Raw genomic sequence first — 24,414 nt, 5'->3', positions numbered from 1 at the left:
AATGGCTTGAGGGGAGGTGAACAAGCATGGCAGAAGTATTAGAAAGAGTAACAAAAATAATCGTTGACCGCCTTGGTGTGGAAGAGTCTCAAGTGAAACTTGAAGCGACTTTCAAAGAAGATCTTGGTGCTGATTCACTAGATGTTGTTGAGTTAGTGATGGAATTAGAAGATGAGTTTGATATGGAAATTTCTGACGATGATGCTGAGAAAATTCAAACAGTTGGTGACGCAGTTAATTACATACAAGCCAAATCATAATGTAAGATCTTAAAAAAAGCTCCGTTTTGTGACGGGGCTTTCTTCTATAGTATACCTTAGTAAATGAGGGATCGGGATTTTCTGAAGAAAGTACGTTATATCAATGTATTTTCACTTAGAAAATTTCTTTGCGTTTTAAAGAAAATAAAAGTACACTTGAATCTAGAATGTAAAAATATAGCAAGGTGGATGCAGGATGCGTAAGAGTGGCAAAGAAAAGGACAAATGGGCATTACGGAATAGGGATAGACAATTTAAAGAATTCCAAGATAAAATAGGTGTGCAATTTACGAATGTGAAATTACTGATTCAAGCTTTTACTCATTCATCATATGTGAATGAGCATCGCAGAAAGCCTTATGATGACAATGAAAGGCTAGAATTTCTAGGAGATGCAGTTCTTGAATTAACGGTTTCTCAATTCCTGTATAATAAATATCCAACGATGAGCGAAGGAGAGCTTACGAAGCTAAGAGCAGCGGTTGTATGTGAACCTTCCCTGGTAGCGTTTGCTAATGAATTGACCTTTGGTGAGTATGTTTTACTTGGAAAAGGTGAAGAAATGACAGGTGGCAGAACGAGACCTGCCTTGTTAGCTGATGTGTTCGAGGCATTTATTGGAGCGTTGTTTTTAGACAAAGGAATTGACATAGTCGTGCAATTTTTAGAAAAAGTCGTATTTCCGAAAATTGATGCTGGTGCTTTTTCTCATGTGATGGATTTCAAAAGTCAGTTGCAAGAGCATGTACAAAGAGACAGCTCTGGCGTGATAGAATATAAAGTGTTGCAAGAAAAAGGACCTGCCCATAATCGTGAATTTATTTCCCAAGTCAATTTAAATGGGGAAGAAGTAGGGGTAGGTACAGGAAGATCAAAAAAAGAAGCAGAGCAACATGCAGCCCAAATGGCTCTCGAAAAATTAAAAACACATCTGTAAAATGAGATGACAACTAGATAAACAACAGGGTGCTTTTATCTTTAAAAAAGGACCTGGTAGATGATTAGGAGCGAAGGGGGATACAAACGTGCACCTTAAACGTTTGGATGTAGTAGGGTTTAAATCTTTTGCTGAACGCATTGGGGTCGACTTTGTTCCTGGTGTAACCGCAGTTGTGGGACCTAATGGAAGTGGAAAGAGCAATATTACGGATGCCATCCGTTGGGTACTTGGAGAACAATCGGCTAAATCCCTCCGTGGAGCAAAAATGGAAGATATTATTTTTGCAGGTAGTGATTCGAGAAAACCTCTCAATTTTGCTGAAGTGACTTTAACATTAGAGAATGAAGATCAATTTTTGCCAATTGATTATCAGGAAGTAAGTGTGACAAGAAGAGTATATCGTTCAGGCGATAGTGAATTCTTCATCAATAAGCAAAACTGCCGCTTAAAGGATATCATTGATTTATTTATGGATTCTGGTCTAGGACGAGAGGCCTTCTCTATTATTAGCCAAGGAAGAGTTGAAGAAATCCTCAATAGTAAGGCTGAAGAAAGAAGAACGATTTTTGAAGAAGCAGCGGGCGTTTTAAAATATAAAACGAGGAAAAAGAAAGCAGAAGGTAAGCTTACTGAAACGCAAGAAAATTTAAACCGTGTTCATGACATTCTTCATGAGTTAGAGGGGCAAGTAGAGCCATTAAAAATTCAAGCGTCTATCGCTAAAGATTTCCTTCAACAAAAGGAAGAGTTAGAAAAAATTGAAGTGGCGCTTACGGTTTATGAGATTGAAGACTTGCACGGAAAATGGGAGCAACTTACTTCTCAATTAGAAAACAATAAACAAGTGGAAATGCAACTTTCTTCTACTTTGCAATCGAAAGAGGCAAAAGTGGTCGAAATGAGAGAGCAAATTGCGGCCTTGGATGAATCGATTAATGATCTCCAGACCGTTCTTTTACATGCTAGTGAAGAACTTGAGAAGCTTGAGGGGCGAAAAGAAGTTTTAAAGGAAAGAAAGAAGAACGCAAAACAAAACAAAGAACAGCTCGAAAAGAACATACAAACCCTTTCCTTTAAAGTGGACGAACTTACTAGAGAAAAAGAAGAGCAGGAATTAGTGGCATCTTCCCTTGAACAAGAGGCAGCGGAGCTACAAAAGGTTTTATCCGATAAGCAAAATCAAGTAAAGCTCTTCAGTGAAAATATAGAAGAAACGATTGAATCATTAAAAAGTGATTATATCGAGATTTTAAACCAACAAGCTACGTACAAAAATGAGATGCAAAATGTTGAAGCACAGCTTGGGCAACAAGGGAATCGAAGTAAGAAATTAGAAGAGGATAACGAAAAATACTTGGAAGAGCGCCGTCTGATCGAAAAAAAACGTGCGGACATTCTTTCAAAGTTATCTGAAGTGCAAAAAGAACTAGAGCAACAGGTTCATATTTTTAGAAATGAACAGAACAAGCTCGAAAATTTGCGTAATCAATATGATAAGCAGGAGCAAACCCTCTATCAAGCCTACCAATTTTTACAGAAGGCAAAGTCAAGAAAGGATATGCTTGAAGAGATGGAAGATGATTATTCAGGATTCTTCCAAGGGGTTAAGGAAATTTTGAAGGCAAGAGACAGCAAGCTCTCGGGGATTGAAGGGGCAATCGCTGAGCTGATCCAAGTTCCTAAAGAATATGAGGTTGCACTAGAAACAGCCCTTGGTGGTGCTATGCAACATGTCGTTGTATCAGATGAAGAAAGTGGTCGTAATGCGATTCAATATTTAAAGAAAAACTCTTTTGGACGAGCAACTTTTTTACCGTTAAATGTGGTAAAGGGTAAGTCTTTATCTTTTCAACAGCAGCAGTCTATTAGTGGACATCCCGCATATGTAGGGATTGCAGCTGAACTGATTAGCCATGATCAAAAATATAACCAAATTGTTTCCAGTTTACTTGGTAATGTCATCATTACGAAGGACTTGAAGGGTGCCAATGAAATGGCGAAAATACTTCAATACCGCTGTCGTTTTGTGACTTTGGATGGGGATGTTGTCAATGCTGGAGGATCGATGACTGGTGGTGCACTTAAGCAAAAATCTTCTTCCCTTTTAAGTAGAAAAGGAGAGCTAGAAGATTTAATTGCCAAACTTGCAGAAATGGAGCAACAAACAGCACTCAAAGAAGCTCAGGTAAAGCAAGTTAAATCCAGTATTCAAGCCCAAGAGGCCCATCTTGACGAGCTAAGAAGAAAAGGGGAAGAACTCCGCTTAAAAGAGCAATCGATCAAAGGTGACTTGCGAGAGGCTGAAGTAGAAGAAAAGAACATGAATGAAAAGCTTGCCTTATATGATATGAATATATCGCAGTATGGGGAAGAACGAGAAAAACTGACAGTTCGCAAGCTAGAGTTAACCAATCTATTAGCGGCATCTGAGAAAGAAAAAGTCCGTTTAGACAACGAAATTTCCCTTTTAACCGAGCAAAAAAATACACAAATTTCGTCTAAAGAATCGTTGGTAGAAGAAATTAGCGAACTAAAGGCTCAGCTGGCTGCCAAAAATGAACAAACCCGCAATGCTCGCGAGAAGCTGGCTAAAACGATGTTTGAGTTGAAGGAAAATCAAGAAGCATTTGAAACCGTTTCAGAAGACTTACAATTGCTGTCCTCTGAAATGACGGATAGTTCATCGGGAGAAGAGCATTTAGAAGAAGCAGCTAATCGCAAGCTTCAGGATAAAAACGAGACAATGAACTTGATTTCTTCTCGTCGTGAAGAGCGCCTCCAGCTTCATAGCCAGATAGAGGATGCGGAGCTTGAAGTGAAAGAATTAAAACGCCAACATAAAGGGTTAATTGGCATTTTAAAGGATGAAGAAGTGAAATTGACTCGCCTTGATGTTGAACTTGAAAATCGTTTAGCGCACTTAAGAGAAGAATACTTGCTTTCCTATGAAGGAGCTAAGGAAGAGTATCCTTTGACGATCCCAGTTGAGGAAGCGCGAAAGAAAGTAAAGCTCATCAAACTCGCAATTGATGAACTCGGTACGGTGAACCTAGGTGCGATCGAAGAATATGAACGGGTTTCAGAACGCTATGAATTTTTACTGGAACAAAAAAATGATCTTCAAGAAGCAAAGGATACGTTATTCCAAGTCATTGGTGAAATGGATGAAGAGATGAAGAAGCGCTTTGAACAAACGTTCTACGGCATTCGTTCCCATTTTGAATATGTTTTCCAGGCTTTATTTGGCGGGGGACGTGCGGATCTTCGTCTTACTAATCCAGAAGATTTATTGAACACAGGTGTGGAAATTGTAGCACAACCACCAGGGAAAAAGCTTCAAAATCTTGGCTTATTATCTGGAGGCGAAAGAGCGCTAACAGCCATTGCTCTTCTATTTTCGATATTAAAGGTGAGACCTGTCCCATTTTGCATATTGGATGAGGTGGAAGCAGCGCTCGATGAAGCTAATGTCCATCGTTTTAGTCAATACCTCAAGAGATATAGTCATGAAACACAGTTTATTGTCATCACCCATCGAAAAGGAACGATGGAAGGTGCAGATGTGCTCTATGGTGTGACGATGCAGGAGTCTGGTGTATCTAAGCTAGTATCTGTGCGATTAGAAGAAACAAATGAGCTAGTAAAATCGTGAAGATAGCAATGGTAAAGGAGATTTGAGATGAGTTTTTTTAAGAAGTTAAAAGAAAAAATCACCAAGCAAACGGATGCTGTAACAGATAAATTTAAAGATGGTTTGACGAAAACGAGAGACAGCTTTTCTGGTCGCGTAAATGATCTAGTCGCCCGTTATCGTAAAGTGGATGAGGACTTTTTTGAAGAACTTGAAGAAATATTAATTCAAGCAGATGTTGGATTTGAAACAGTGATGGAACTTATCGAAGAGCTGAAAATGGAAGTGAAGCGTCAACATATCCAAGACCCTGCCGAAGTACAAAGCGTCATCTCTGAAAAGCTTGTGGAAATTTATCAAAGTGGAGAAGATACGACTTCGAAATTAAATATTCAAGAAGATGGCTTAACCGTCCTTTTATTTGTAGGCGTAAATGGCGTTGGAAAAACGACTACGATCGGAAAACTTGCCCATAAATTTAAATCTGAAGGAAAGAATGTTGTTCTTGCCGCTGGAGATACTTTCCGTGCAGGGGCGATTGAACAGCTTGAAGTATGGGGAGAGAGAGTGGGGGTTAACGTTATTAAGCAGGGAGCAGGATCTGATCCTGCTGCCGTTATGTTTGATGCGATTCAGGCGGCAAAATCAAGAAATGCAGATATTTTAATTTGTGATACTGCAGGTCGTCTGCAAAATAAGGTTAATTTAATGAAGGAATTGGAAAAAGTAAAGCGCGTCATCGAGAGAGAGGTACCAGGAGCTCCCCACGAGGTTCTTCTTGTTTTGGATGCGACGACTGGTCAAAATGCCTTAATTCAGGCGAAGACTTTCAAGGAAGCAACGAATGTGAGCGGGATTGTTTTAACGAAGCTCGATGGTACTGCGAAAGGTGGAATTGTACTAGCAATTCGCAATGAGCTTGGCATTCCTGTAAAATTCGTTGGTCTCGGTGAAAAAATGGATGATCTGCAAGAGTTTGATGCGGAAACATATGTTTATGGCTTATTTGCTGATTTAGTCGAAAAAGAAGAGTTAGCATAAGAGTTGTATGCCCGGCCCGGTACGTGTTGTGCCGGGTTTTTGTTTGTTTTGGCTGAGGGAGTTTTTGTAAAATAGATGTTAATTCCGTAACTTTTTCGATAATTCCGGGACTTTTGTGCTTAATTCCGTAACTTTTTCGATAATTCCGTAACTTTTATACTTAATTCCGTAACTTCAATCCTTAATTCCGTAACTACCGAAATGTAAGGGAATTACCTTGACATCCCTAGTGGATGTGTGTAAACTGTCAATGTAAAGGCTTTTCACTTAACAAGGAGGGATCGGTGTGCTCGAAAAGACCACTCGAATCAATTACTTATATGATTTTTACCAATCCTTGTTAACACCAAAACAACAGAGCTATATGTCTCTTTACTATCTTGATGATTTCTCCCTTGGGGAAATAGCTGATGAATACGGTGTGAGTAGACAGGCTGTGTACGATAATATTAAGCGTACAGAGGCGATGCTCGAGGAGTATGAAGAAAAGCTACTTTTATTCGATAAATTCCAAAGGCGGAGCAAGCTACTTAATGAAATAAAAGTAGTTTTGAACAAAGAAGCTCCATCGAAGCAAGAGCTGCTTGAAGCAGTAACTGAGCTTGAGAAATTGGATTAGGAGGCGGCAAGATGGCATTTGAAGGATTAGCCGACCGACTGCAAAGTACCATGCAAAAGATTCGCGGTAAGGGGAAGGTCTCTGAAGCGGATGTTAAGGAAATGATGCGTGAGGTTCGCCTTGCTCTTTTAGAAGCAGACGTTAACTTCAAAGTGGTTAAGGAATTCGTCAAAAAGGTGAGCGAGCGTGCCGTCGGGCAAGAAGTATTAAAAAGTTTAACTCCTGGCCAACAGGTCATCAAAGTAGTAAAAGAAGAACTCACCAACCTGATGGGTGGCGAGGAGAGCAAAATTGCTGTATCAAACCGCCCGCCAACAGTCATTATGATGGTTGGATTACAAGGTGCGGGGAAAACGACAACTACAGGAAAGCTCGCGAACTTACTTCGCAAGAAATATAATCGTAAACCGTTGCTTGTAGCGGCAGATATTTATCGTCCCGCTGCGATTAAACAACTTGAGACACTTGGGAAACAGCTTGATATGCCTGTTTTCTCTCTTGGTGACAAAGTTAGTCCGGTTGAAATTGCGAAACAAGCAATTGCGAAGGCGAAAGAAGAACACCATGACTATGTCCTCATAGATACTGCAGGTCGCCTGCATGTTGATGAAGGGCTAATGGGTGAACTACAAGAGATTAAAGAGCTCACAAACCCGAATGAAATCTTCCTAGTCGTGGATGCAATGACGGGTCAAGATGCTGTCAATGTAGCTGCAAGCTTTAATGAGCAGCTTGGATTGACGGGAGTGGTCCTAACGAAATTAGATGGAGATACTCGCGGTGGTGCGGCACTCTCAATTCGTTCTGTTACGAATACTCCTATTAAATTCATTGGTCTCGGTGAGAAATTAGATGCACTAGAATCTTTCCATCCAGAACGAATGGCTTCCCGTATTCTTGGGATGGGGGATGTTTTGACTTTAATTGAAAAAGCCCAGGAAAATGTCGATGAGGAAAAGGCTAGGGAAATGGAGAAGAAGATGCGTACCGCTTCATTTACCTTAGATGACTTTTTAGAGCAGCTCGGTCAGGTTCGCAATATGGGACCTCTCGAAGATCTTCTAAAAATGATGCCTGGTGCTAATAAAATGAAGGGTCTTAACAATCTGCAAATTGATGAAAAGCAAATAACCCATGTCGAAGCAATCATTCAGTCGATGACAAAGGAAGAGAAAATTCATCCTGAAATCATCACATCAAGTCGTAGAAAAAGAATTGCTAAAGGGAGCGGAAGATCCGTACCTGAGGTAAACCGTCTCTTAAAGCAGTTCGAGGATATGAAAAAAATGATGAAACAAATGACTGGGATGCAACAAAAAGGGAAGAAAAAAGGAAAGAAAAAGGGTGGATTTAATCTCCCATTTAATCCTTTCCAATAAATTCTTGTCGCTATTTTTCATCTGACAAGAAAAAACACTTTACAAACTATTTAACAATCTGTTATTATTCTATCTTGTGTGAAACTATTCGGAGGTGCAATTAATTATGGCAGTAAAAATTCGTTTAAAGCGTATGGGAGCAAAAAAATCTCCTTTTTATCGTATTGTAGTAGCTGATTCTCGTTCTCCTCGTGACGGACGATTCATTGAAACAGTTGGAACTTATAATCCAGTAGCTGAGCCAGCTATCGTTGATATCAATGAAGAGTTAGCTCTTAAGTGGTTACAAGACGGTGCAAAGCCATCTGACACAGTTCGTAACTTATTCTCTAAAGAAGGCATTATGGAGAAATTCCATAACGCTAAGCACAGCAAGTAAGGCTTATGAAAGAGCTTATTGAAACAATTGTCAAGCCGCTTGTTGACTTTCCAGAAGATGTCCAAGTTGATGTCAATGAAGAGTCAGACCGTGTTACCTATAAACTCAATGTCAATAAAAGCGATATGGGGAAGGTAATCGGAAAGCAAGGGCGAGTTGCTAAAGCTATTCGAACTGTTGTCTACGCAGCAGGAACTTCTGGGCAGAAGAAAATATTTTTAGAAATTGTTGAGTAAGGCTCTACAAGAATTACAGCGAAAAAGGAGGGAGATTCCCTCCTTTTTTTTGTAAGGCAATGCTAAGCACGATTTTTGATTCATTTCAGCTTTGCTAAAAAGGCGTACGAAATGAGCTAATAATGTTTTTTAAAAAGCGATTGCAATAATCTTTCATAATTCAAATGAGGGAGGCACAGAGTATGAATATTCTTCAAAAAATTGTCGTCAAGCAAGTGCTAACAGAAAAAAGCAGAGAACAACTCCATCAGAAATACGAAGAGAATTTGCGCCAGTTAAAAAAAGAAACCGAGCAGCTTCGATTTGAGTTGAAAAAGCTAGAAAAGACGAAAAAATATCCAATAGGGAATTTAACCAAACAATTTGAAAAGGAAATCCATACTCGCCAAGAAAAAATCAAGCTTCTCGATTTTCAAATAGAACAATTACATATGCTACCATTAGGTAGTGAACTGCAAGAAAAGGAAATTCAAGGGATCATTGAAGTTAAGATTGGAGACGCTTGGGAGGACATTGCGACAAGCAAAACAATTGTCATAAAAGACGGCGTCGTTGCGGAAATTCGGTAGAGGTGATGACTGTTGGAAAAATGGTTTAATGTCGGAAAAATAGTAAATACCCATGGAATTAAAGGTGAGGTTCGTGTAATCTCAAGAACAGATTTCGCTGAGGAGCGCTATACTCCCGGAAATCCACTCTATCTATTCATGCCAGATGCAAAGGAACCGGTGAAACTAATCGTTGCCACACATCGTGTGCATAAAAATTTTGATTTATTAACATTTAAAGGTTATGAAAATGTGAATGAAGTGGAAGCGATGAAAGGTGGAATTTTAAAAATCCAAGAAAGCCAGTTAACAGAGCTGGAAGAAGATGAATTCTACTTTCATGAAATCATTGGCTGTCACGTTTTTACGACGGATGGAGAAGAGATTGGGAAAGTGCGAGAAATTTTAACTCCAGGGGCAAATGATGTTTGGGTTGTCAAAGGAAAAGGCGGCAAGGATATTTTAATCCCGTATATTGAACAGGTCGTAAAAAAGGTAGATGTGAAGGAGCAGGTAATCTTAATAGAGCCGATGGAAGGGTTACTCTCATGATGAAAATCGATGTTCTTTCCTTGTTTCCTGAAATGTTTGAAGGTGTATTTGGGAGCTCTATTTTGAAAAAAGCAGCGGAACAAAAGGCTGTCGACTATCATGTTGTCAATTTTCGTGAATTCGCCGATAACAAGCACAAAACAGTCGATGATTATCCTTATGGTGGCGGCGCTGGGATGGTCCTGAAACCTCAACCGATTTTTGACGCCGTGTCTCATTTAAAGGCTGAAGCTGAAAGTGACAAGCCTAGAGTCATTCTCCTATGTCCACAGGGAAAAACCTATAATCAAAAAATGGCTGAAGACCTAGCTAAGGAAGAGCATCTTATATTCATATGTGGCCATTATGAAGGCTATGATGAAAGAATAAGAGAGCATATTATTACTGACGAAATATCGATTGGTGATTATGTGTTAACGGGTGGCGAACTCGGTGCAATGGTCGTTATCGATAGTGTCGTTCGGCTCTTACCTGAGGTATTAGGAAACGAGGAATCGCATTTGAGAGATTCGTTTAGTACTGGCTTGTTAGAGCATCCTCATTATACAAGACCAGCCGATTTTCGAGGAATAAAGGTCCCTGATGTCCTCACTTCAGGTAATCATCGCTTAATTGATCAATGGCGAGCGAAGGAGTCACTAAGAAGAACATATGAACGAAGACCTGATCTTCTCGACAACTTTGAACTAACCGAAGAACAGAAAAAATGGCTTCGTGAAATAGAGAGCCTTAAAAAATAAGCTTGAAGTTGTATGCCTAATATGGTATGATACTTCTTGTGACTTAGATGTGTAGTCTTTGTCTTATAACGATGTTCCGCTGCAATTAATGAGCTACAGTGATGCATGAGCGTCTGTTGGAAGGAGTTGAAAACGATGCAAAAATTAATCGAAGAAATCACAAAAGAACAACTTCGCACTGATCTTCCTGCTTTCCGTCCTGGTGACACTGTACGTGTACACGTTAAGGTTGTCGAGGGTACTCGTGAGCGTATTCAGTTATTCGAAGGTGTTGTGATTAAGCGTCGTGGTGGTGGAATTAGCGAAACTTTTACAGTTCGTAAAATCTCTTACGGTGTAGGCGTTGAGCGTACATTCCCAGTACACACACCAAAAATTGCGAAGCTTGAAGTTATTCGTCGCGGTAAAGTTCGCCGTGCTAAACTTTACTACCTACGTAATCTACGTGGTAAAAAAGCTCGTATTAAAGAAATCCGATAATAAAAAAAGTGTAGAGCGCTTATGCTTGAAGCTAAACAAAAGAAGCAGAAGAATTCAGGTTGATTCAGCTGCCTAACAATGAAAGGAGCTTGTTTATGTGAAAATCTAACATGGATTTTTACTTACAGGCTCCTTTATTGTTTTGGGCATAAGAGATGGTTTTCACCTAAGTTCACAGCTTCACCCTGTTTCAAATAAATAAAAAGTTAAATAAAGTATGTTAAACATTAACTATTGGATACTCTAATATGTACTCTCACTCGTTTTCGTTTGATTTCACTGGCTATCATAGTTTACTCTTAATATAAGAATTGTCATAATGATAATCGTGTACTTTAAGAATGGTGGGGATTGAAAAAGTGGCTAAGAAAAAAAATGAACTATGGGAATGGACAAAGGCACTTATTATAGCTGTTGTGTTAGCAGCATTTATACGCTATTTTTTATTCGCCCCTATCGTAGTGGATGGCTTATCGATGATGCCGACTTTAAATGACCAGGATCGAATGATTGTCAATAAATTTAGCTATAAAATTGGGAAGCCTGAACGATTTGACATCATTGTTTTTCATGCACCAGAAGATAAGGATTACATAAAGCGAATCATTGGTCTACCAGGAGATAAAATAGAATATCGAAATGACACTCTATATGTGAATGGAGTGGCATACGAGGAGCCTTATCTTGATGAATTCAAAAATCGGGTCATAGATGGACCACTAACAGAGCCTTTCACGCTTGAAGAGGTCACAGGTCAAGAGGTTGTTCCAGAGGGCCATTTATTCGTCATGGGGGATAATCGACGGTATAGCAAAGATAGTCGCCACATTGGGACGGTTCCGATGGAAAAAGTATTAGGTAATACGAGTATGATCTATTGGCCGATAGAAGATATTCGGCTTGTAAAATAATTGATTTTTATACATAGAGGGAGGTGCAGCAATGACGATTCAATGGTTTCCAGGACATATGGCGAAAGCCCGTCGACAAGTAACAGAAAAGCTAAAACTTGTCGATATCATTTTTGAACTAGTTGATGCAAGGATACCTCATTCCTCTCGTAATCCAATGATCGATGAAATCATTCAACATAAACCAAGGCTCGTCCTTTTAAATAAAGCTGATATGGCTGATAAAGATGTGACGAAGGCATGGATTCGTTATTTTGATAAAAAAGGGATTAAAGCACTAGCAATTAATTCCCAAGCGGGTACTGGGATGAAAGAGATTGTTTCAGCTTCAAAATTGATTTTAAAAGAGAAGTTTGATCGGATGCAGGCTAAAGGAGTGAAGCCAAGAGCGATTAGAGCGATGATTGTTGGTATACCTAACGTAGGGAAGTCAACATTAATCAATCGTTTAGCAAAGAAAAATATTGCTAAAACCGGTAATACCCCTGGTGTCACGAAAGCGCAGCAGTGGATTAAGGTAGGGAAGGAATTAGAACTACTAGATACACCGGGAATCCTTTGGCCGAAGTTTGAGGATCAAGAAGTCGGCTCCAAGCTAGCATTAACTGGGGCGATTAAAGATACGATTTTAAATTTGCAAGATGTAAGTATTTATGGACTTCGTTTCCTTGAAAATCAATATCCAACACGTTTAAAAGAGCGATATCAACTTGAAAACATACCAGAAGATATTGTAGAGCTTTTTAATGAGATTGGTAAACGACGCGGTACATTTATGAGCGGTGGCGAGGTTAATTATGATAAAGTGGCTGAACTTGTGATTCGAGACATTCGCTCAGAGCAACTAGGACCACTTTCCTTTGAAAAACCGCAATACGAAGAAGAGTAAACAAGAAGTAAAGACCTTCTCAGCAATAGGAGGTCTTTACTTTTTTCATTTCTAGCCGATAAAAACAATATGACATAATAAAAGGGGTTTTCATACCTTGACTACATACACAATTAAAGAAATTGAAGAAAAACTTTTAAAGATAGAGCAAGAGAATGATTCGTTCCTAGAAGAAATAAAGCAGGATAGTCGTAAAGGGGTCCAGCAATTAATCCAAAAATATGAACGTCGTCTCGAACAGAGAAAGAAGGCGATGGGTAAATTCATGCAAATGTCGAGTATCGAGCGGCAGCTAGTGAGACAAGGATTTAAGATGATAGGTGGGATTGATGAGGTTGGCCGCGGTCCTCTTGCAGGCCCTGTTGTGGCAGCGTGTGTCGTATTGCCTGCGGACTTTCAACTTCTTGGCATTGATGATTCTAAAAAGCTAACTGAATCAAAACGGGACGAGTATTTTGACTATATTAAGCAGAACGCCCTATCTATCGGTATCGGCATCATTGAAGCAAATGAAATCGATAGAGTAAATATATATGAAGCGACTAAAAAAGCGATGCTTTCTTCCATTGCTGAAATGCCGATTAAACCAGATTATCTTTTAATTGATGCGATGAAATTGGATACTCCTTATCCTTCTCAATCAATTATAAAAGGTGATGGTAAAAGTATTTCCATTGCTGCAGCCTCGATTATAGCGAAAGTAACTAGGGATAGAATGATGAAGGAGTTGCATAGCCAATATCCTTTTTATCAATTTGCTCGTAACATGGGCTACGGCACGAAAGATCACCTATTAGCACTAGATAAACACGGAATTACACCATTTCATAGAAAGAGCTTTGAACCGATTAAAAGTATGATGAAACGAGAGGATTAAGATGATCGCAAGCCTTATCCAGTCTTTACAAAAACAGCATACCCTTCGAGGCCAGACGAGCTCATTTCAACTAGGCCAGATCATTTATGGGAGAATCGGCAAGCTCTTTCCAAATCAGACTGCTGAAGTTCAGGTGGGCGATCAAAAAGTGATCGCTAAGCTCGAGGTACCCTTATCAGCAGGAGGAAAGTATTGGTTTCAAATCCAACCTGGTGAAGGTCGCCTCCATTTGAAGGTATTGCCTTTTGAAGAATCTGGGAACAACCATCAGACGCCTGTTAATAGTCTATTAAAGCAACTGGGACTTCCAGAGACGAAAGAAAATAGAGAGATGATTCAATACTTGATAAAAGAGAAACTTCCGATTACAAAGGAGGCATCGCAAGCAATAGCTCAACGATTAATGGAATATAAACATGAGCCTGGAAAACTAGAAGCGGTAAAAGAAATGCTGTTACGGAATCTACCTTTAACAAAGGACGTCTTTTTAGGAATGCTTGCCTCATTGAAGAAAGAACCGTTGCATCAATTAATGGACCAGCTAAGTACAAAATTAAGAGCTTCACCTCAACTCTCAAAAGACGGGCAACAGCTACTGCTTTTATTAGAGGAAATGACGAAGACAGGGCAAGAGAAAGTGACAGAAAAAGTGACTAGTGCTTTATTAAAAGAGTGGCTTAATAATCGAGATACTGTTTCATCACAAAATGCTCTATCGCTTTTACAAAAGCTTTCATTTGTTCGTCAAGGGGAAGAACGTGAGCTTCTTTTTGAAGCAGCCAAAACAATAGCAAGGAATTCAAGTGCGCTATCCCTTCCGATAAATGAAAATAATAGAATGGAGCAAGCCCTGAATCAAAATCAAACGGGTTTAACAGGGCTTTTAGTGAAGGCCGCTATAATGAAAGAGCTGGAGAAAGGGATCCTACTATCAAAGCAAATTCTTTCCGCATTTTCTGCAGACGGAAAACGTCCCTACACACTGCCGGACAATCCTACCATTTTTTTAGAAAAGATGTCGACTGAACTGACAAAACAAGAAATGACCATGTTGCAAAATAGTGTCAACAACGCTCATGATGAAGTGCTTAAGTTCGACTTTGGAAAAAATGTAGCAGATCATCTGCGGATGTTAGTCTCGAAGATAGGTTTCGATTACGAATCAAGTCATCTGCCATTGTTAAAAGAGGGAAATGGCAATCAATTACAAAAGTTCGATGTCCTTAAAGCGCTATTACTTCGTGTCATAAATGAGGAATCTTCAGGGAATGTAAAAGGCGATGCAGAACAGCTGCTACATAAAATTACGGGTATCCAGTTATTATCACAGGAAACGCTGCCGCTAACGAATTTTGTTCTGCAGGTTCCCCTTTCATTTTGGGAGAAAAAAACAGATTTAACGGTGCAATGGAGTGGACGGAAGAAGGAAAATGGAGAAATCGACCCAGCATATTGTCGAGTTCTATTCTACTTAGAACTGGAATATTTAAATGAAGTGATTGTTGATATGCACATTCAAAATCGCATTATGAATATGACGATTGTAAACGACACGGAAAAAGTAAAGTTCATAGCAGAACCGTTTATCAAAACGTTAAAAGATAATTTACGTAATCTAGGATTTACGTTAACTAGTATCTCCTTCCAACCAACATTCGCAAAAGGAGCAGACACGAAGAAAAAAGAAAATCCCTACACGTCGAATTCATATAGTGGAGTTGACATTCGAGTATGAAGCAAGAAAAAAAGGAAAAAAGAAAAGAAGCAATCGCTTTAGGGTATGATGTTGAAAAAGGAGAAGCCCCAAGAGTGCTAGCAAAGGGGAAAGGAATAATTGCTTCCAATATTTTAGAAGAGGCAGCAAAAAACGAAGTTCCCATTCAAGAAGATGCGGCTCTTGTTGAATTGTTAAGTAAACTAAATATTGATGAAACCATTCCTGAAGAGCTGTATCAAGCGGTAGCAGAAGTGTTTGCCTTTATTTATAAAACCAATCAAGAGGCTGGGAGGAAGGAAAACTCTTCTTCTAGACATAAAGGTGAATGATAGAAAAATGAAGAATTTAACCTTGATTCTTTGTTCGTTAATAGAAAGAAAATTATTATTTTTGGCATAATGGTAGACAACTTATTTTCAGTCTTATAAAATGAAAGCGCAGTCTAGTTTTAGAAGGTGTAAGTAAAAGGTCGCAAGTTGTCATCTAAGATCCTTTTACAACCATAAGGAGGATGGGAAATGAATATTCACGAGTACCAAGGTAAGGAAATCCTCAAAAGCTTTGGGGTATCCGTTCCTAACGGAAAAGTGGCTTTCACGGTGGAAGAAGCTGTCAGTGCAGCAAAAGAACTAGGAACAGAAATTTGTGTCGTTAAAGCACAAATTCATGCTGGGGGACGAGGCAAAGCAGGCGGTGTAAAAGTTGCCAAGAACTTAGATGAGGTTCGTACATATGCTAGCGAAATACTCGGCAAGACTCTTGTCACACATCAAACAGGCCCTGAGGGGAAGGAAGTAAAACGCTTATTAATTGAAGAAGGCTGCGATATTAAGAAGGAGTACTATGTGGGTCTAGTTTTAGATCGGGCCACTTCTCGTGTTGTTCTAATGGCTTCTGAAGAAGGTGGAACAGAAATTGAAGAAGTTGCAGAGAATACTCCAGAAAAGATTTTCAAAGAAGAGATCGATCCAGTTGTCGGCCTGCAGCCATTCCAAGCAAGAAGAATTGCTTTCAATATCAATATTCCAAAGGAATTGGTGAATAAGGCCGTTAAATTTATGATGGGTCTTTATCAAGCATATATTGAAAAAGACTGCTCCATTGCCGAAATTAACCCGCTTGTCGTCACGGGAGACGGGGATGTTATGGCATTGGATGCGAAATTGAATTTTGATTCAAATGCGCTTTATCGTAGAAAAGATGTTTTGGCATACCGCGATCTTGAAGAAGAAGATGCGAAGGAAATCGAAGCATCTAAATATGACTTAAGCTATATTTCACTAGATGGTAATATCGGCTGTATGGTTAACGGTGCAGGTCTTGCTATGGCTACGATGGATATCGTTAAACACTATGGTGGAGAACCGGCTAACTTCCTTGATGTTGGGGGCGGTGCAACAGCTGAAAAAGTGACCGAAGCATTTAAAATCATCCTTTCTGATCAAAATGTAAAAGGTATTTTTGTTAATATTTTTGGCGGTATTATGAAATGTGATGTCATCGCTACTGGTGTTGTTGAGGCAGCGAAGCAAGTAGGACTTAGTGTGCCATTAGTCGTTCGTCTTGAAGGTACAAATGTAGAAATTGGCAAGAAAATCCTTGCTGAATCAGATATTGATATCATTTCTGCTGATTCTATGGCTGACGGTGCACAGAAAATTGTTAGTTTAGTAGGATAACAACCATTTTATCAATGTTGGATTGACCACATATGTGAATGACTCTAGAAGTCGGATTACATATATCAGAAAGGAGATAAGTCTCGTGAGTGTATTTATTAATAAAGATACAAAAGTAATCGTACAAGGGATTACAGGCTCAACAGCCCTATTTCATACAAAACAAATGCTTGAATATGGTACGAAGATTGTAGGGGGAACTTCACCTGGTAAAGGCGGCATGGAGGTGGAAGGAGTACCTGTGTTTAATACAGTCAAGGAAGCAGTGGACGCTACAGGTGCGACAGCGTCAGTAATTTACGTACCTGCTCCTTTTGCGGCAGATGCTATTCTTGAAGCAGTGGATGCTGAGCTTGAGCTTGCGATCTGTATTACGGAACATATTCCGGTATTAGATATGGTAAAAGTGAAACGTTATATGGAAGGAAAGAAAACTCGCCTTGTTGGACCAAACTGCCCAGGTGTGATCACAGCAGATGAGTGTAAAATTGGCATTATGCCAGGTTACATTCATAAAAAAGGTCATGTAGGTGTAGTTTCTCGCTCTGGTACATTAACATATGAAGCGGTTCATCAATTAACAGAAGCTGGAATCGGTCAAACGACAGCTGTTGGAATTGGTGGAGATCCAGTTAATGGAACAAACTTTATTGATGTATTAACAGCATTCAATGAAGATCCTGAGACTTATGCTGTCATCATGATTGGAGAAATTGGTGGTACGGCTGAAGAAGAGGCTGCCGAATGGGTGAAAGCAAACATGACAAAGCCTGTTGTTGGCTTTATCGGTGGACGTACTGCACCTCCAGGTAAGCGTATGGGCCATGCTGGTGCGATTATCTCTGGTGGTAAAGGTACAGCAGATGAAAAAATTCGTGTCATGAATGAGTGTGGAATTGCCGTTGCAGACACCCCTTCAGTCATGGGTGAAACCTTGATCAAAGTTTTAAAAGAAAAGGGTCTCTACGAAAGTTGTAAAACACATTAATTAAGTGATCCAAGTTAGTCCCTTTTTAGGGGCTAACTTTTATATTATATTAAGGAGGAAAAAAATAATGGATGAATTTAAACTAAGGCTTGTCTCTTTACACCATTGTAGAGGAGTCGGCTGGAAAACGATTTATCATCTCTTAAAGCATGACCCTGAGCTTGCAACCCTTTTTGAGCAAAATAAGATCCCTTCCTATCTTCCCCACGTAAATGAAAAACTCCTTCAAGACCTTCACTCTCATTCCATTCGCGAACAAATCCATCAGTATGAATTAAATCAAATCCATATTATGACGATTTTTGATAAGGAATATCCCGCGTTTTTAAAAGAAACATACGAGCCGCCGTGGGTTTTGTACGGAAAAGGGAATATGGAATTGTTAAATCAGCCTCTAAAACTAGCAGTTGTAGGTTCAAGGAATGCAACTGAATATGGAAAAAAAGCGATCGAATCTATTTTTCCTTCATTAATAAAAAGTGGAGTTGTGATCGTAAGTGGTTTAGCAACTGGAATTGATACACATGCTCATGAGACAGCGATTCGTCTCGGTGGGCAAACCATTGCCGTAATCGCAGGGGGCCTATTTCATATTTACCCGAAGACGAATAAAGAGTTGGGGATAAAAATGATGAGAGAACAGCTCGTTTTATCAGAATATCCGCCTAATACGATGCCTTCTAGATGGCAATTTCCAATGAGAAACCGTATTATTAGTGGGATGAGTAATGGAACTTTTATCGTTGAAGCTAAAAAACAAAGCGGTTCTCTTATTACAGCCAATTTAGCAGTAAATGAAGGGAGAGAAGTATTTGCCCTCCCGGGAAACATTTTTAATGCGAATTCAGTTGGGGCGAATGAACTCATTCAGCAAGGGGCCAAACTAGTGTTTAATGGGGAAGATATATTGAATGAACTTTATTACTAAACTCACAGTCATTTACTGTGAAAATAGACCTAAATCTTTCATAAACCTCTTCGATAAAGTGAACAAAATAATAAATTTTTCGAAAAAAGGTTGAAATTATCTTAAAACTGGTATACATTTTGCATCAGGTGTTACATATTTTATGTTAAGTTTTTATCACGTAAAGACACACTTTCCTTGACAACCACTATTTATCTGTTTAATAATAGTGAATATTTAAAAAATAAGAATAAACGATTTGATGTATGTTTTTGATGGGAAATGCTGATAAATGGGATGATTAACATTGAACCTTTTTAAAGGACAAACAGTCCATCGTTTAATATAATACCCTCTTAAGGAGGACAATTGATGTCTGATTTTCTTGTGATCGTTGAGTCGCCGGCAAAGGCGAAGACGATTGAGAAGTATTTAGGAAAAAAATATAAAGTAAAAGCGTCGATGGGTCATATTCGAGACCTACCAAAGAGCCAGACGGGTGTTGACGTTGAGAATAATTACGAACCGAAGTATATTACGATACGTGGTAAAGGGCCAATTTTGAAAGAGTTAAAGACTGCGGCTAAAAGAGCCAAGAAAATTTATCTCGCAGCTGACCCGGATCGTGAAGGAGAAGCAATTGCTTGGCATTTAGCACATAGTTTAGATATGGATATCCATTCTGACTGTCGAGTGGTGTTTAATGAAATAACAAAGGATGCCATTAAGGAGTCCTTTAAACATCCGCGTCCGATTAATATGGATCTTGTCGATGCTCAGCAGGCACGAAGAATTCTTGATCGTCTTGTTGGCTACAATATTAGCCCACTCCTTTGGAAAAAGGTCAAAAAGGGCTTGAGTGCCGGTAGAGTGCAATCTGTTGCCGTCCGACTCATTATGGATAGAGAAAGAGAAATTCAAGAATTTGTCCCGGAAGAGTATTGGTCGATCGATGCTCAGTTTTTAAAAGGTAAAGATTCTTTTGATGCTAGTTTCTACGGAGTTCTAAAAGAAAAAGTCGAACTGAAGTCTGAAGAAGATGTAAAGGCCATTTTAAAACAAGTAAAAGGGAATAAGTTTACCGTAACCTCGGTGACAAAAAAAGAAAGAAAAAGAAATCCTGCAGCACCTTTTACAACATCATCTTTACAACAAGAGGCTGCGCGTAAATTAAATTTCCGAGCAAAGAAAACGATGATGCTTGCCCAGCAATTATATGAAGGAATTGATTTGGGTAAAGAGGGTACAGTTGGTTTAATTACATATATGAGAACGGATTCAACGAGAATTTCGGAACTGGCTCAAAATGAAGCAGCAGAATATATTCAATCCACATATGGGGATTCGTTTCTACAAACGGAGAAACGGAAAGAAAAGAAAAATTCAAATGCTCAAGATGCCCATGAAGCGATCAGGCCGACTAGCACACTTCGTGAACCAAGTACGATGAAGGAGTATTTATCCCGTGATCAATTAAGATTATATCGTCTTATATGGGAGCGCTTTGTTGCCAGTCAAATGGCTCCGGCAGTCATGGATACGATGAGTGTTGATTTGAAAAACGGGGATGTCATCTTCCGAGCAACTGGTTCAAAAGTAAAGTTCCCTGGATTTATGAAGGTATACGTTGAAGGATCAGATGATCAAACGGATGATACTAAGAACAATATGCTTCCAGATCTTCAAGAAGGAGACGAAGTGCTGAAAAAGGATATTGAACCGAAGCAGCATTTCACCCAACCGCCACCAAGATACACGGAGGCTCGCTTAGTCCGAACGTTAGAGGAGCTCGGAATTGGTCGACCATCTACTTTTGCACCAACTTTGGATACGATTCAAAAGCGAGGCTATGTAGCGCTTGATAATAAGCGTTTTATCCCAACTGAGTTAGGAGAAATTGTCTTACAATTGATCATGGAGTTTTTCCCAGAAATTCTCGATGTTGAATTTACTGCGAAAATGGAGCAGGACCTCGATTATGTGGAAGAGGGAAAGACAAAGTGGGTTAAAATCATTGATGATTTCTACCAAGGCTTTGAAAAGCAGTTAGAAAAGGCTGAAAAAGAAATGGCTGAGGTGGAGATTAAAGACGAGCCTGCTGGGGAAGATTGTACGGAGTGCGGGAGCCCAATGGTATTTAAAATGGGACGCTATGGTAAATTTATGGCGTGTAGTAACTTTCCAGATTGCCGCAATACGAAACCAATTGTCAAAGAAATTGGAGTCAAATGTCCGAAATGCAGCGAAGGAAATATCATTGAAAGAAAAAGTAAAAAACGCCGAATATTTTATGGCTGTGATCGTTTTCCTGAATGTGACTTTATTTCTTGGGATAAACCGCTGCCGCGGAGCTGTCCGAAATGCGAAAGCCTCTTAGTGGAGAAAAAGCTGAAAAAAGGAATTCAAGTTCAATGTGTCAATTGCGACTATAAGGAAGAGCCTCAAAGCTAAAGAGTGAGCAGCTGCTCACTCTTTTACATGCGTGTAATTAAAGAAATTACTTGAAACTTTATTCTTTTTCAAACGTATTATAAAATGCAGAAGGAATCGCAAAATAAGGAATAGGAAGCATGTTATTTAGAAACACGAAGGACAATTCAGAACTTTGTGAAAAATTTGTAAATTTCCTTGCGTGCGTTTTATTCTTGTGATAATATTGAATAGCTATGCCCTGTGAGGTGAATAAAGTTGGGTAAAGACGAGGTTGCTACGAAGTTGTTTTTACAATACCTACAAGTTGAGAAGAACTATTCCCAGTATACAATCGAGTACTATCATGGGGATCTCATAGATTTTCGATTGTTCATGTCTGAACAATCTGTCGCTGATTTTGAGCAAGTTGAGTATTCGGACGTAAGGTTGTTTTTAACAAAACTATTCAATCAAAAGCTTGCGAGAAAGTCTGTTGCTAGGAAAATATCTAGCTTAAGGAGCTTCTATAAATTTTTACTAAGAGAACAGCTAGTTTCACAAAACCCGTTTGCTTCAGTGTCGATACCAAAGATAGAAAAAAGATTGCCGAATTTTTTCTATGAAGAAGAATTGTCGATACTTTTCGAAGCGTGTGATACTAGTGAGCCGATAGGCCAAAGAAATAGAGCCATACTTGAATTACTTTACGCAACTGGAATTAGGGTAAGTGAATGCTGTAGTATTCGCTTGCAGGACATAGATATGGATTTGTCTACGCTGTTGGTTCATGGAAAGGGAAGGAAAGACCGATACGTTCCTTTCGGTAGTTTCGCTGAAGAGGCATTGAAAAGATACATAGTAGAAGGCAGAGAAGCCATCATGAAACAGCATAAGAAATCACATGATGTTCTACTAGTGAACTTTCGCGGTGGACCACTCACGACTCGAGGCTTGCGAACAATTCTAAACAGTATTGTTGAGAAATCATCCTTACACGGGAAAATACACCCGCATAAATTGCGACATTCATTTGCAACTCATCTCTTGAACAATGGCGCTGATATGAGGACCGTTCAAGAGCTACTTGGACATGCGAATTTGTCATCAACACAAATTTATACCCATGTGACAAACGATTATCTGAAAAAGACGTATATGGAACATCATCCGAGGGCTTAGAGTCCCACAAAGGAGGAATCTGTATGAATCAATTTCATGCGACCACGATTTTCGCAGTACAACATAAGGGCAAGTGTGCAATGGCGGGAGATGGTCAAGTTACATTTGGCAATGCGGTTGTGATGAAGCACACAGCAAGAAAAGTTAGAAAACTGTTTAATGGCAAAGTACTTGCGGGGTTTGCCGGTTCAGTGGCGGATGCCTTTACCCTTTTTGAAATGTTTGAAGGTAAGCTAGAAGAGTATAATGGGAATCTTCAAAGAGCTGCTGTTGAGTTAGCGAAACAGTGGAGAAGTGACAAGATGTTACGCCAACTAGAAGCGATGTTAATTGTGATGAATGAGGATAGCATTCTTTTAGTATCAGGTACAGGGGAAGTAATTGAACCAGATGATGGTGTGTTGGCGATCGGCTCTGGTGGGAATTACGCCCTATCTGCTGGTAGAGCACTTAAACGGTATTCTGGTGATCACTTAACTGCAAAAGAGATTGCTAAATCTGCTTTAGAAATTGCTGCTGAAATATGTGTGTATACGAACGAAAATATAATTGTTGAAGAGCTAGGGGGAATGTAATGATGTCAAAAGAAAAAAACTTAACTCCAAGGCAAATTGTAGAACGTTTGGATCAATACATAGTCGGGCAAAAGGATGCAAAAAAAGCCGTTGCGGTAGCATTAAGAAATCGCTATCGTCGCAGTTTATTGGACGAGAAGCTTCGAGACGAAATAAATCCGAAAAACATTTTAATGATTGGACCAACTGGGGTTGGTAAAACTGAAATCGCTAGAAGAATGGCAAAGCTTGTTCAAGCTCCATTTGTGAAAGTTGAAGCGACAAAATTTACTGAGGTTGGTTATGTCGGTCGTGATGTTGAATCGATGGTTCGAGATTTAGTTGAAACATCCGTAAGACTTATAAAAGAAGAAAAAATGTTAAGTGTTAAAGAGCGAGCTGAGGAAAATGCTAATAGAAGACTGATCGATCTATTAGTTCCTTCAACGAAAAAGACAAGTAGTTATAAGAATCCGCTGGAAATGCTTTTTGGTGGCGGAACAGACCAACAAGAACAAGAAACAAATCCATCTGAAGAAAGCAGCATTCAAGAAAAAAGAAAAATTGTCAGAGAAAAGCTTGCGTTGGGTGATTTGGAAAACGAAGTTGTGACTGTTGAGGTAGAAGAGCAACAGCCTTCCATGTTTGATATGTTGCAGGGCTCCGGAATGGAGCAAATGGGCATGAATATGCAAGACGCTTTGAGTGGCCTTATGCCTAAAAAAAGGAAAAAGCGTAAACTCACTGTTAAAGAGGCAAGAAGCGTTTTAACCAATGAAGAAGCGCAAAAGCTTATTGATATGGATGAAGTCACGCAAGAAGCGGTATTTAGAGCAGAGCAATCTGGAATCATCTTCATAGATGAAATTGATAAAATTGCGAGTAAAAATCAAGGTGGGTCATCAGCAGATGTATCTCGTGAAGGTGTTCAAAGAGATATTCTTCCAGTTGTAGAAGGTTCGACAGTTGTGACAAAATACGGCTCTGTTAAGACGGATCATATTTTATTCATGGCTGCTGGAGCGTTTCATATCGCAAAACCTTCAGATTTAATTCCTGAACTTCAAGGACGTTTTCCGATTCGTGTGGAATTGACAAAACTAACAGTTGAAGATTTCTTTAAAATTTTGATCGAGCCTGACAATGCATTAATTAAACAATATGAAGCATTGTTAGCAACGGAAGGTATACAAATTGAATTTTCTGACGATGCTATTCGTAAGATTGCAGAAGTAGCATTCGAAGTAAATCAAAACACTGATAACATTGGGGCAAGACGTCTTCATACCATCCTTGAAAAATTATTAGAGGATTTATCCTTTGAAGCTCCAGATATTACGATGGAAAAGGTGACGATAACACCGCAATATGTGGAAGACAAATTAGGTGCGATCTCCAAAAATAAAGATCTTAGCCAATTTATTTTATAGGAAAGTATGAGAACAAGTTCTCGCATATCAGTTGTAAAAAAACAAATCATGTAATGAATATTAAAA

At 39.3% G+C, this 24,414-nt stretch carries 24 protein-coding genes; all 24 read left to right on the top strand.

Annotation, left to right across the window (positions count from 1 at the left end):
* Positions 1 to 26 precede the first annotated feature (26 nt).
* The 24 genes from acpP to hslU all read left to right on the top strand — a co-directional run bounded on the left by acpP (position 27) and on the right by hslU (position 24,348).
* A complete protein-coding gene (gene acpP, locus BMSHG_RS02315) occupies positions 27 to 260 on the top strand; it encodes an acyl carrier protein (protein WP_019152819.1) in 234 nt (77 codons plus the stop codon).
* A 196-nt stretch (positions 261 to 456) separates the two neighbouring features.
* Entirely contained in the window at positions 457 to 1,197 is a 741-nt protein-coding gene (gene rnc, locus BMSHG_RS02310; RefSeq protein WP_019152818.1) for a ribonuclease III, read from the top strand.
* Between the two features lie 88 nt (positions 1,198 to 1,285).
* Positions 1,286 to 4,852, top strand: a complete 3,567-nt coding sequence (gene smc, locus BMSHG_RS02305; RefSeq protein WP_019152817.1) for a chromosome segregation protein SMC — start codon at positions 1,286 to 1,288, stop codon at positions 4,850 to 4,852.
* A 27-nt stretch (positions 4,853 to 4,879) separates the two neighbouring features.
* Positions 4,880 to 5,872 carry a signal recognition particle-docking protein FtsY gene (ftsY, locus tag BMSHG_RS02300; RefSeq protein WP_019152816.1) on the top strand — a complete coding sequence of 331 codons (993 nt, stop codon included), beginning with the start codon at positions 4,880 to 4,882 and terminating at the stop codon, positions 5,870 to 5,872.
* 286 nt (positions 5,873 to 6,158) lie between these two features.
* Complete coding sequence (locus BMSHG_RS02295) at positions 6,159 to 6,491, top strand: putative DNA-binding protein (RefSeq protein WP_019152815.1); 333 nt, start codon at positions 6,159 to 6,161, stop codon at positions 6,489 to 6,491.
* Between the two features lie 11 nt (positions 6,492 to 6,502).
* A complete protein-coding gene (ffh, locus tag BMSHG_RS02290) occupies positions 6,503 to 7,870 on the top strand; it encodes a signal recognition particle protein (RefSeq protein ID WP_019152814.1) in 1,368 nt (455 codons plus the stop codon).
* Positions 7,871 to 7,976: 106 nt separating this feature from the next.
* A complete protein-coding gene (gene rpsP / locus BMSHG_RS02285; RefSeq protein WP_019152813.1) occupies positions 7,977 to 8,249 on the top strand; it encodes a 30S ribosomal protein S16 in 273 nt (90 codons plus the stop codon).
* A 5-nt stretch (positions 8,250 to 8,254) separates the two neighbouring features.
* Positions 8,255 to 8,485, top strand: a complete 231-nt coding sequence (locus BMSHG_RS02280; RefSeq protein WP_019152812.1) for a KH domain-containing protein — start codon at positions 8,255 to 8,257, stop codon at positions 8,483 to 8,485.
* Positions 8,486 to 8,667: 182 nt separating this feature from the next.
* A complete protein-coding gene (locus tag BMSHG_RS02275) occupies positions 8,668 to 9,054 on the top strand; it encodes a YlqD family protein (protein ID WP_019152811.1) in 387 nt (128 codons plus the stop codon).
* 12 nt (positions 9,055 to 9,066) lie between these two features.
* Positions 9,067 to 9,585 (top strand): ribosome maturation factor RimM, encoded by a 519-nt coding sequence (gene rimM, locus BMSHG_RS02270; RefSeq protein WP_019152810.1) that lies wholly within the window; start codon positions 9,067 to 9,069, stop codon positions 9,583 to 9,585.
* Entirely contained in the window at positions 9,582 to 10,325 is a 744-nt protein-coding gene (gene trmD / locus BMSHG_RS02265; RefSeq protein WP_019152809.1) for a tRNA (guanosine(37)-N1)-methyltransferase TrmD, read from the top strand. Before rimM ends, trmD begins: the two co-directional genes overlap by 4 nt.
* Before the next feature lie 135 nt (positions 10,326 to 10,460).
* Positions 10,461 to 10,805 (top strand): 50S ribosomal protein L19, encoded by a 345-nt coding sequence (rplS, locus tag BMSHG_RS02260; RefSeq protein WP_019152808.1) that lies wholly within the window; start codon positions 10,461 to 10,463, stop codon positions 10,803 to 10,805.
* A gap of 359 nt (positions 10,806 to 11,164) precedes the next feature.
* Positions 11,165 to 11,716 (top strand): signal peptidase I, encoded by a 552-nt coding sequence (gene lepB / locus BMSHG_RS02255; protein ID WP_019152807.1) that lies wholly within the window; start codon positions 11,165 to 11,167, stop codon positions 11,714 to 11,716.
* A gap of 31 nt (positions 11,717 to 11,747) precedes the next feature.
* Positions 11,748 to 12,605, top strand: coding sequence for a ribosome biogenesis GTPase YlqF (gene ylqF / locus BMSHG_RS02250; RefSeq protein ID WP_019152806.1), 858 nt, complete (start codon positions 11,748 to 11,750; stop codon positions 12,603 to 12,605).
* 97 nt (positions 12,606 to 12,702) lie between these two features.
* Positions 12,703 to 13,482: a ribonuclease HII gene (locus BMSHG_RS02245; protein WP_019152805.1), complete on the top strand. Its 780-nt coding sequence runs from the start codon at positions 12,703 to 12,705 to the stop codon at positions 13,480 to 13,482.
* A 1-nt stretch (position 13,483) separates the two neighbouring features.
* A complete protein-coding gene (locus BMSHG_RS02240) occupies positions 13,484 to 15,217 on the top strand; it encodes a hypothetical protein (protein WP_019152804.1) in 1,734 nt (577 codons plus the stop codon).
* Positions 15,214 to 15,528, top strand: coding sequence for an EscU/YscU/HrcU family type III secretion system export apparatus switch protein (locus tag BMSHG_RS02235; protein WP_019152803.1), 315 nt, complete (start codon positions 15,214 to 15,216; stop codon positions 15,526 to 15,528). Before BMSHG_RS02240 ends, BMSHG_RS02235 begins: the two co-directional genes overlap by 4 nt.
* Positions 15,529 to 15,717: 189 nt before the next feature.
* Positions 15,718 to 16,878: an ADP-forming succinate--CoA ligase subunit beta gene (sucC, locus tag BMSHG_RS02230; RefSeq protein ID WP_019152802.1), complete on the top strand. Its 1,161-nt coding sequence runs from the start codon at positions 15,718 to 15,720 to the stop codon at positions 16,876 to 16,878.
* 85 nt (positions 16,879 to 16,963) lie between these two features.
* Positions 16,964 to 17,866 carry a succinate--CoA ligase subunit alpha gene (sucD, locus tag BMSHG_RS02225; protein WP_019152801.1) on the top strand — a complete coding sequence of 301 codons (903 nt, stop codon included), beginning with the start codon at positions 16,964 to 16,966 and terminating at the stop codon, positions 17,864 to 17,866.
* A gap of 67 nt (positions 17,867 to 17,933) precedes the next feature.
* The gene (dprA, locus tag BMSHG_RS02220; RefSeq protein WP_019152800.1) at positions 17,934 to 18,794 is read left to right on the top strand and encodes a DNA-processing protein DprA; all 861 of its coding nucleotides are present in this window, start codon (positions 17,934 to 17,936) and stop codon (positions 18,792 to 18,794) included.
* A 351-nt stretch (positions 18,795 to 19,145) separates the two neighbouring features.
* Positions 19,146 to 21,224 (top strand): type I DNA topoisomerase, encoded by a 2,079-nt coding sequence (gene topA / locus BMSHG_RS02215; protein WP_019152799.1) that lies wholly within the window; start codon positions 19,146 to 19,148, stop codon positions 21,222 to 21,224.
* 237 nt (positions 21,225 to 21,461) lie between these two features.
* On the top strand, positions 21,462 to 22,364 hold the full coding sequence (gene xerC / locus BMSHG_RS02210; protein WP_019152798.1) for a tyrosine recombinase XerC: 903 nt from the start codon (positions 21,462 to 21,464) through the stop codon (positions 22,362 to 22,364).
* Between the two features lie 23 nt (positions 22,365 to 22,387).
* Positions 22,388 to 22,939, top strand: coding sequence for an ATP-dependent protease subunit HslV (gene hslV / locus BMSHG_RS02205; protein WP_019152797.1), 552 nt, complete (start codon positions 22,388 to 22,390; stop codon positions 22,937 to 22,939).
* Between the two features lie 2 nt (positions 22,940 to 22,941).
* Positions 22,942 to 24,348, top strand: a complete 1,407-nt coding sequence (gene hslU, locus BMSHG_RS02200; protein ID WP_026073295.1) for an HslU--HslV peptidase ATPase subunit — start codon at positions 22,942 to 22,944, stop codon at positions 24,346 to 24,348.
* The last annotated feature ends 66 nt before the right edge of the window (positions 24,349 to 24,414 follow it).

Origin of the sequence: Robertmurraya massiliosenegalensis JC6 (genome assembly GCF_000311725.1) — a bacterium.
In the GTDB taxonomy this organism is placed as follows: domain Bacteria; phylum Bacillota; class Bacilli; order Bacillales; family Cytobacillaceae; genus Robertmurraya; species Robertmurraya massiliosenegalensis.
This window is presented reverse-complemented; position numbering and strand designations above follow the sequence as displayed.

Excerpts from the sequence above, each read along its gene's own strand:
- BMSHG_RS02235 (WP_019152803.1), top strand. The coding sequence starts at position 15,214 with ATGAAGCAAGAAAAAAAGGAAAAAAGAAAAGAAGCAATCGCTTTAGGG.
- sucC (WP_019152802.1), top strand. The coding sequence starts at position 15,718 with ATGAATATTCACGAGTACCAAGGTAAGGAAATCCTCAAAAGCTTTGGG.
- hslU (WP_026073295.1), top strand. The coding sequence starts at position 22,942 with ATGTCAAAAGAAAAAAACTTAACTCCAAGGCAAATTGTAGAACGTTTG.
- BMSHG_RS02275 (WP_019152811.1), top strand. The coding sequence starts at position 8,668 with ATGAATATTCTTCAAAAAATTGTCGTCAAGCAAGTGCTAACAGAAAAA.
- acpP (WP_019152819.1), top strand. The coding sequence starts at position 27 with ATGGCAGAAGTATTAGAAAGAGTAACAAAAATAATCGTTGACCGCCTT.
- ffh (WP_019152814.1), top strand. The coding sequence starts at position 6,503 with ATGGCATTTGAAGGATTAGCCGACCGACTGCAAAGTACCATGCAAAAG.
- dprA (WP_019152800.1), top strand. The coding sequence starts at position 17,934 with ATGGATGAATTTAAACTAAGGCTTGTCTCTTTACACCATTGTAGAGGA.
- BMSHG_RS02240 (WP_019152804.1), top strand. The coding sequence starts at position 13,484 with ATGATCGCAAGCCTTATCCAGTCTTTACAAAAACAGCATACCCTTCGA.
- BMSHG_RS02280 (WP_019152812.1), top strand. The coding sequence starts at position 8,255 with ATGAAAGAGCTTATTGAAACAATTGTCAAGCCGCTTGTTGACTTTCCA.
- topA (WP_019152799.1), top strand. The coding sequence starts at position 19,146 with ATGTCTGATTTTCTTGTGATCGTTGAGTCGCCGGCAAAGGCGAAGACG.
- trmD (WP_019152809.1), top strand. The coding sequence starts at position 9,582 with ATGATGAAAATCGATGTTCTTTCCTTGTTTCCTGAAATGTTTGAAGGT.
- rplS (WP_019152808.1), top strand. The coding sequence starts at position 10,461 with ATGCAAAAATTAATCGAAGAAATCACAAAAGAACAACTTCGCACTGAT.
- ylqF (WP_019152806.1), top strand. The coding sequence starts at position 11,748 with ATGACGATTCAATGGTTTCCAGGACATATGGCGAAAGCCCGTCGACAA.
- ftsY (WP_019152816.1), top strand. The coding sequence starts at position 4,880 with ATGAGTTTTTTTAAGAAGTTAAAAGAAAAAATCACCAAGCAAACGGAT.
- hslV (WP_019152797.1), top strand. The coding sequence starts at position 22,388 with ATGAATCAATTTCATGCGACCACGATTTTCGCAGTACAACATAAGGGC.
- rpsP (WP_019152813.1), top strand. The coding sequence starts at position 7,977 with ATGGCAGTAAAAATTCGTTTAAAGCGTATGGGAGCAAAAAAATCTCCT.
- rnc (WP_019152818.1), top strand. The coding sequence starts at position 457 with ATGCGTAAGAGTGGCAAAGAAAAGGACAAATGGGCATTACGGAATAGG.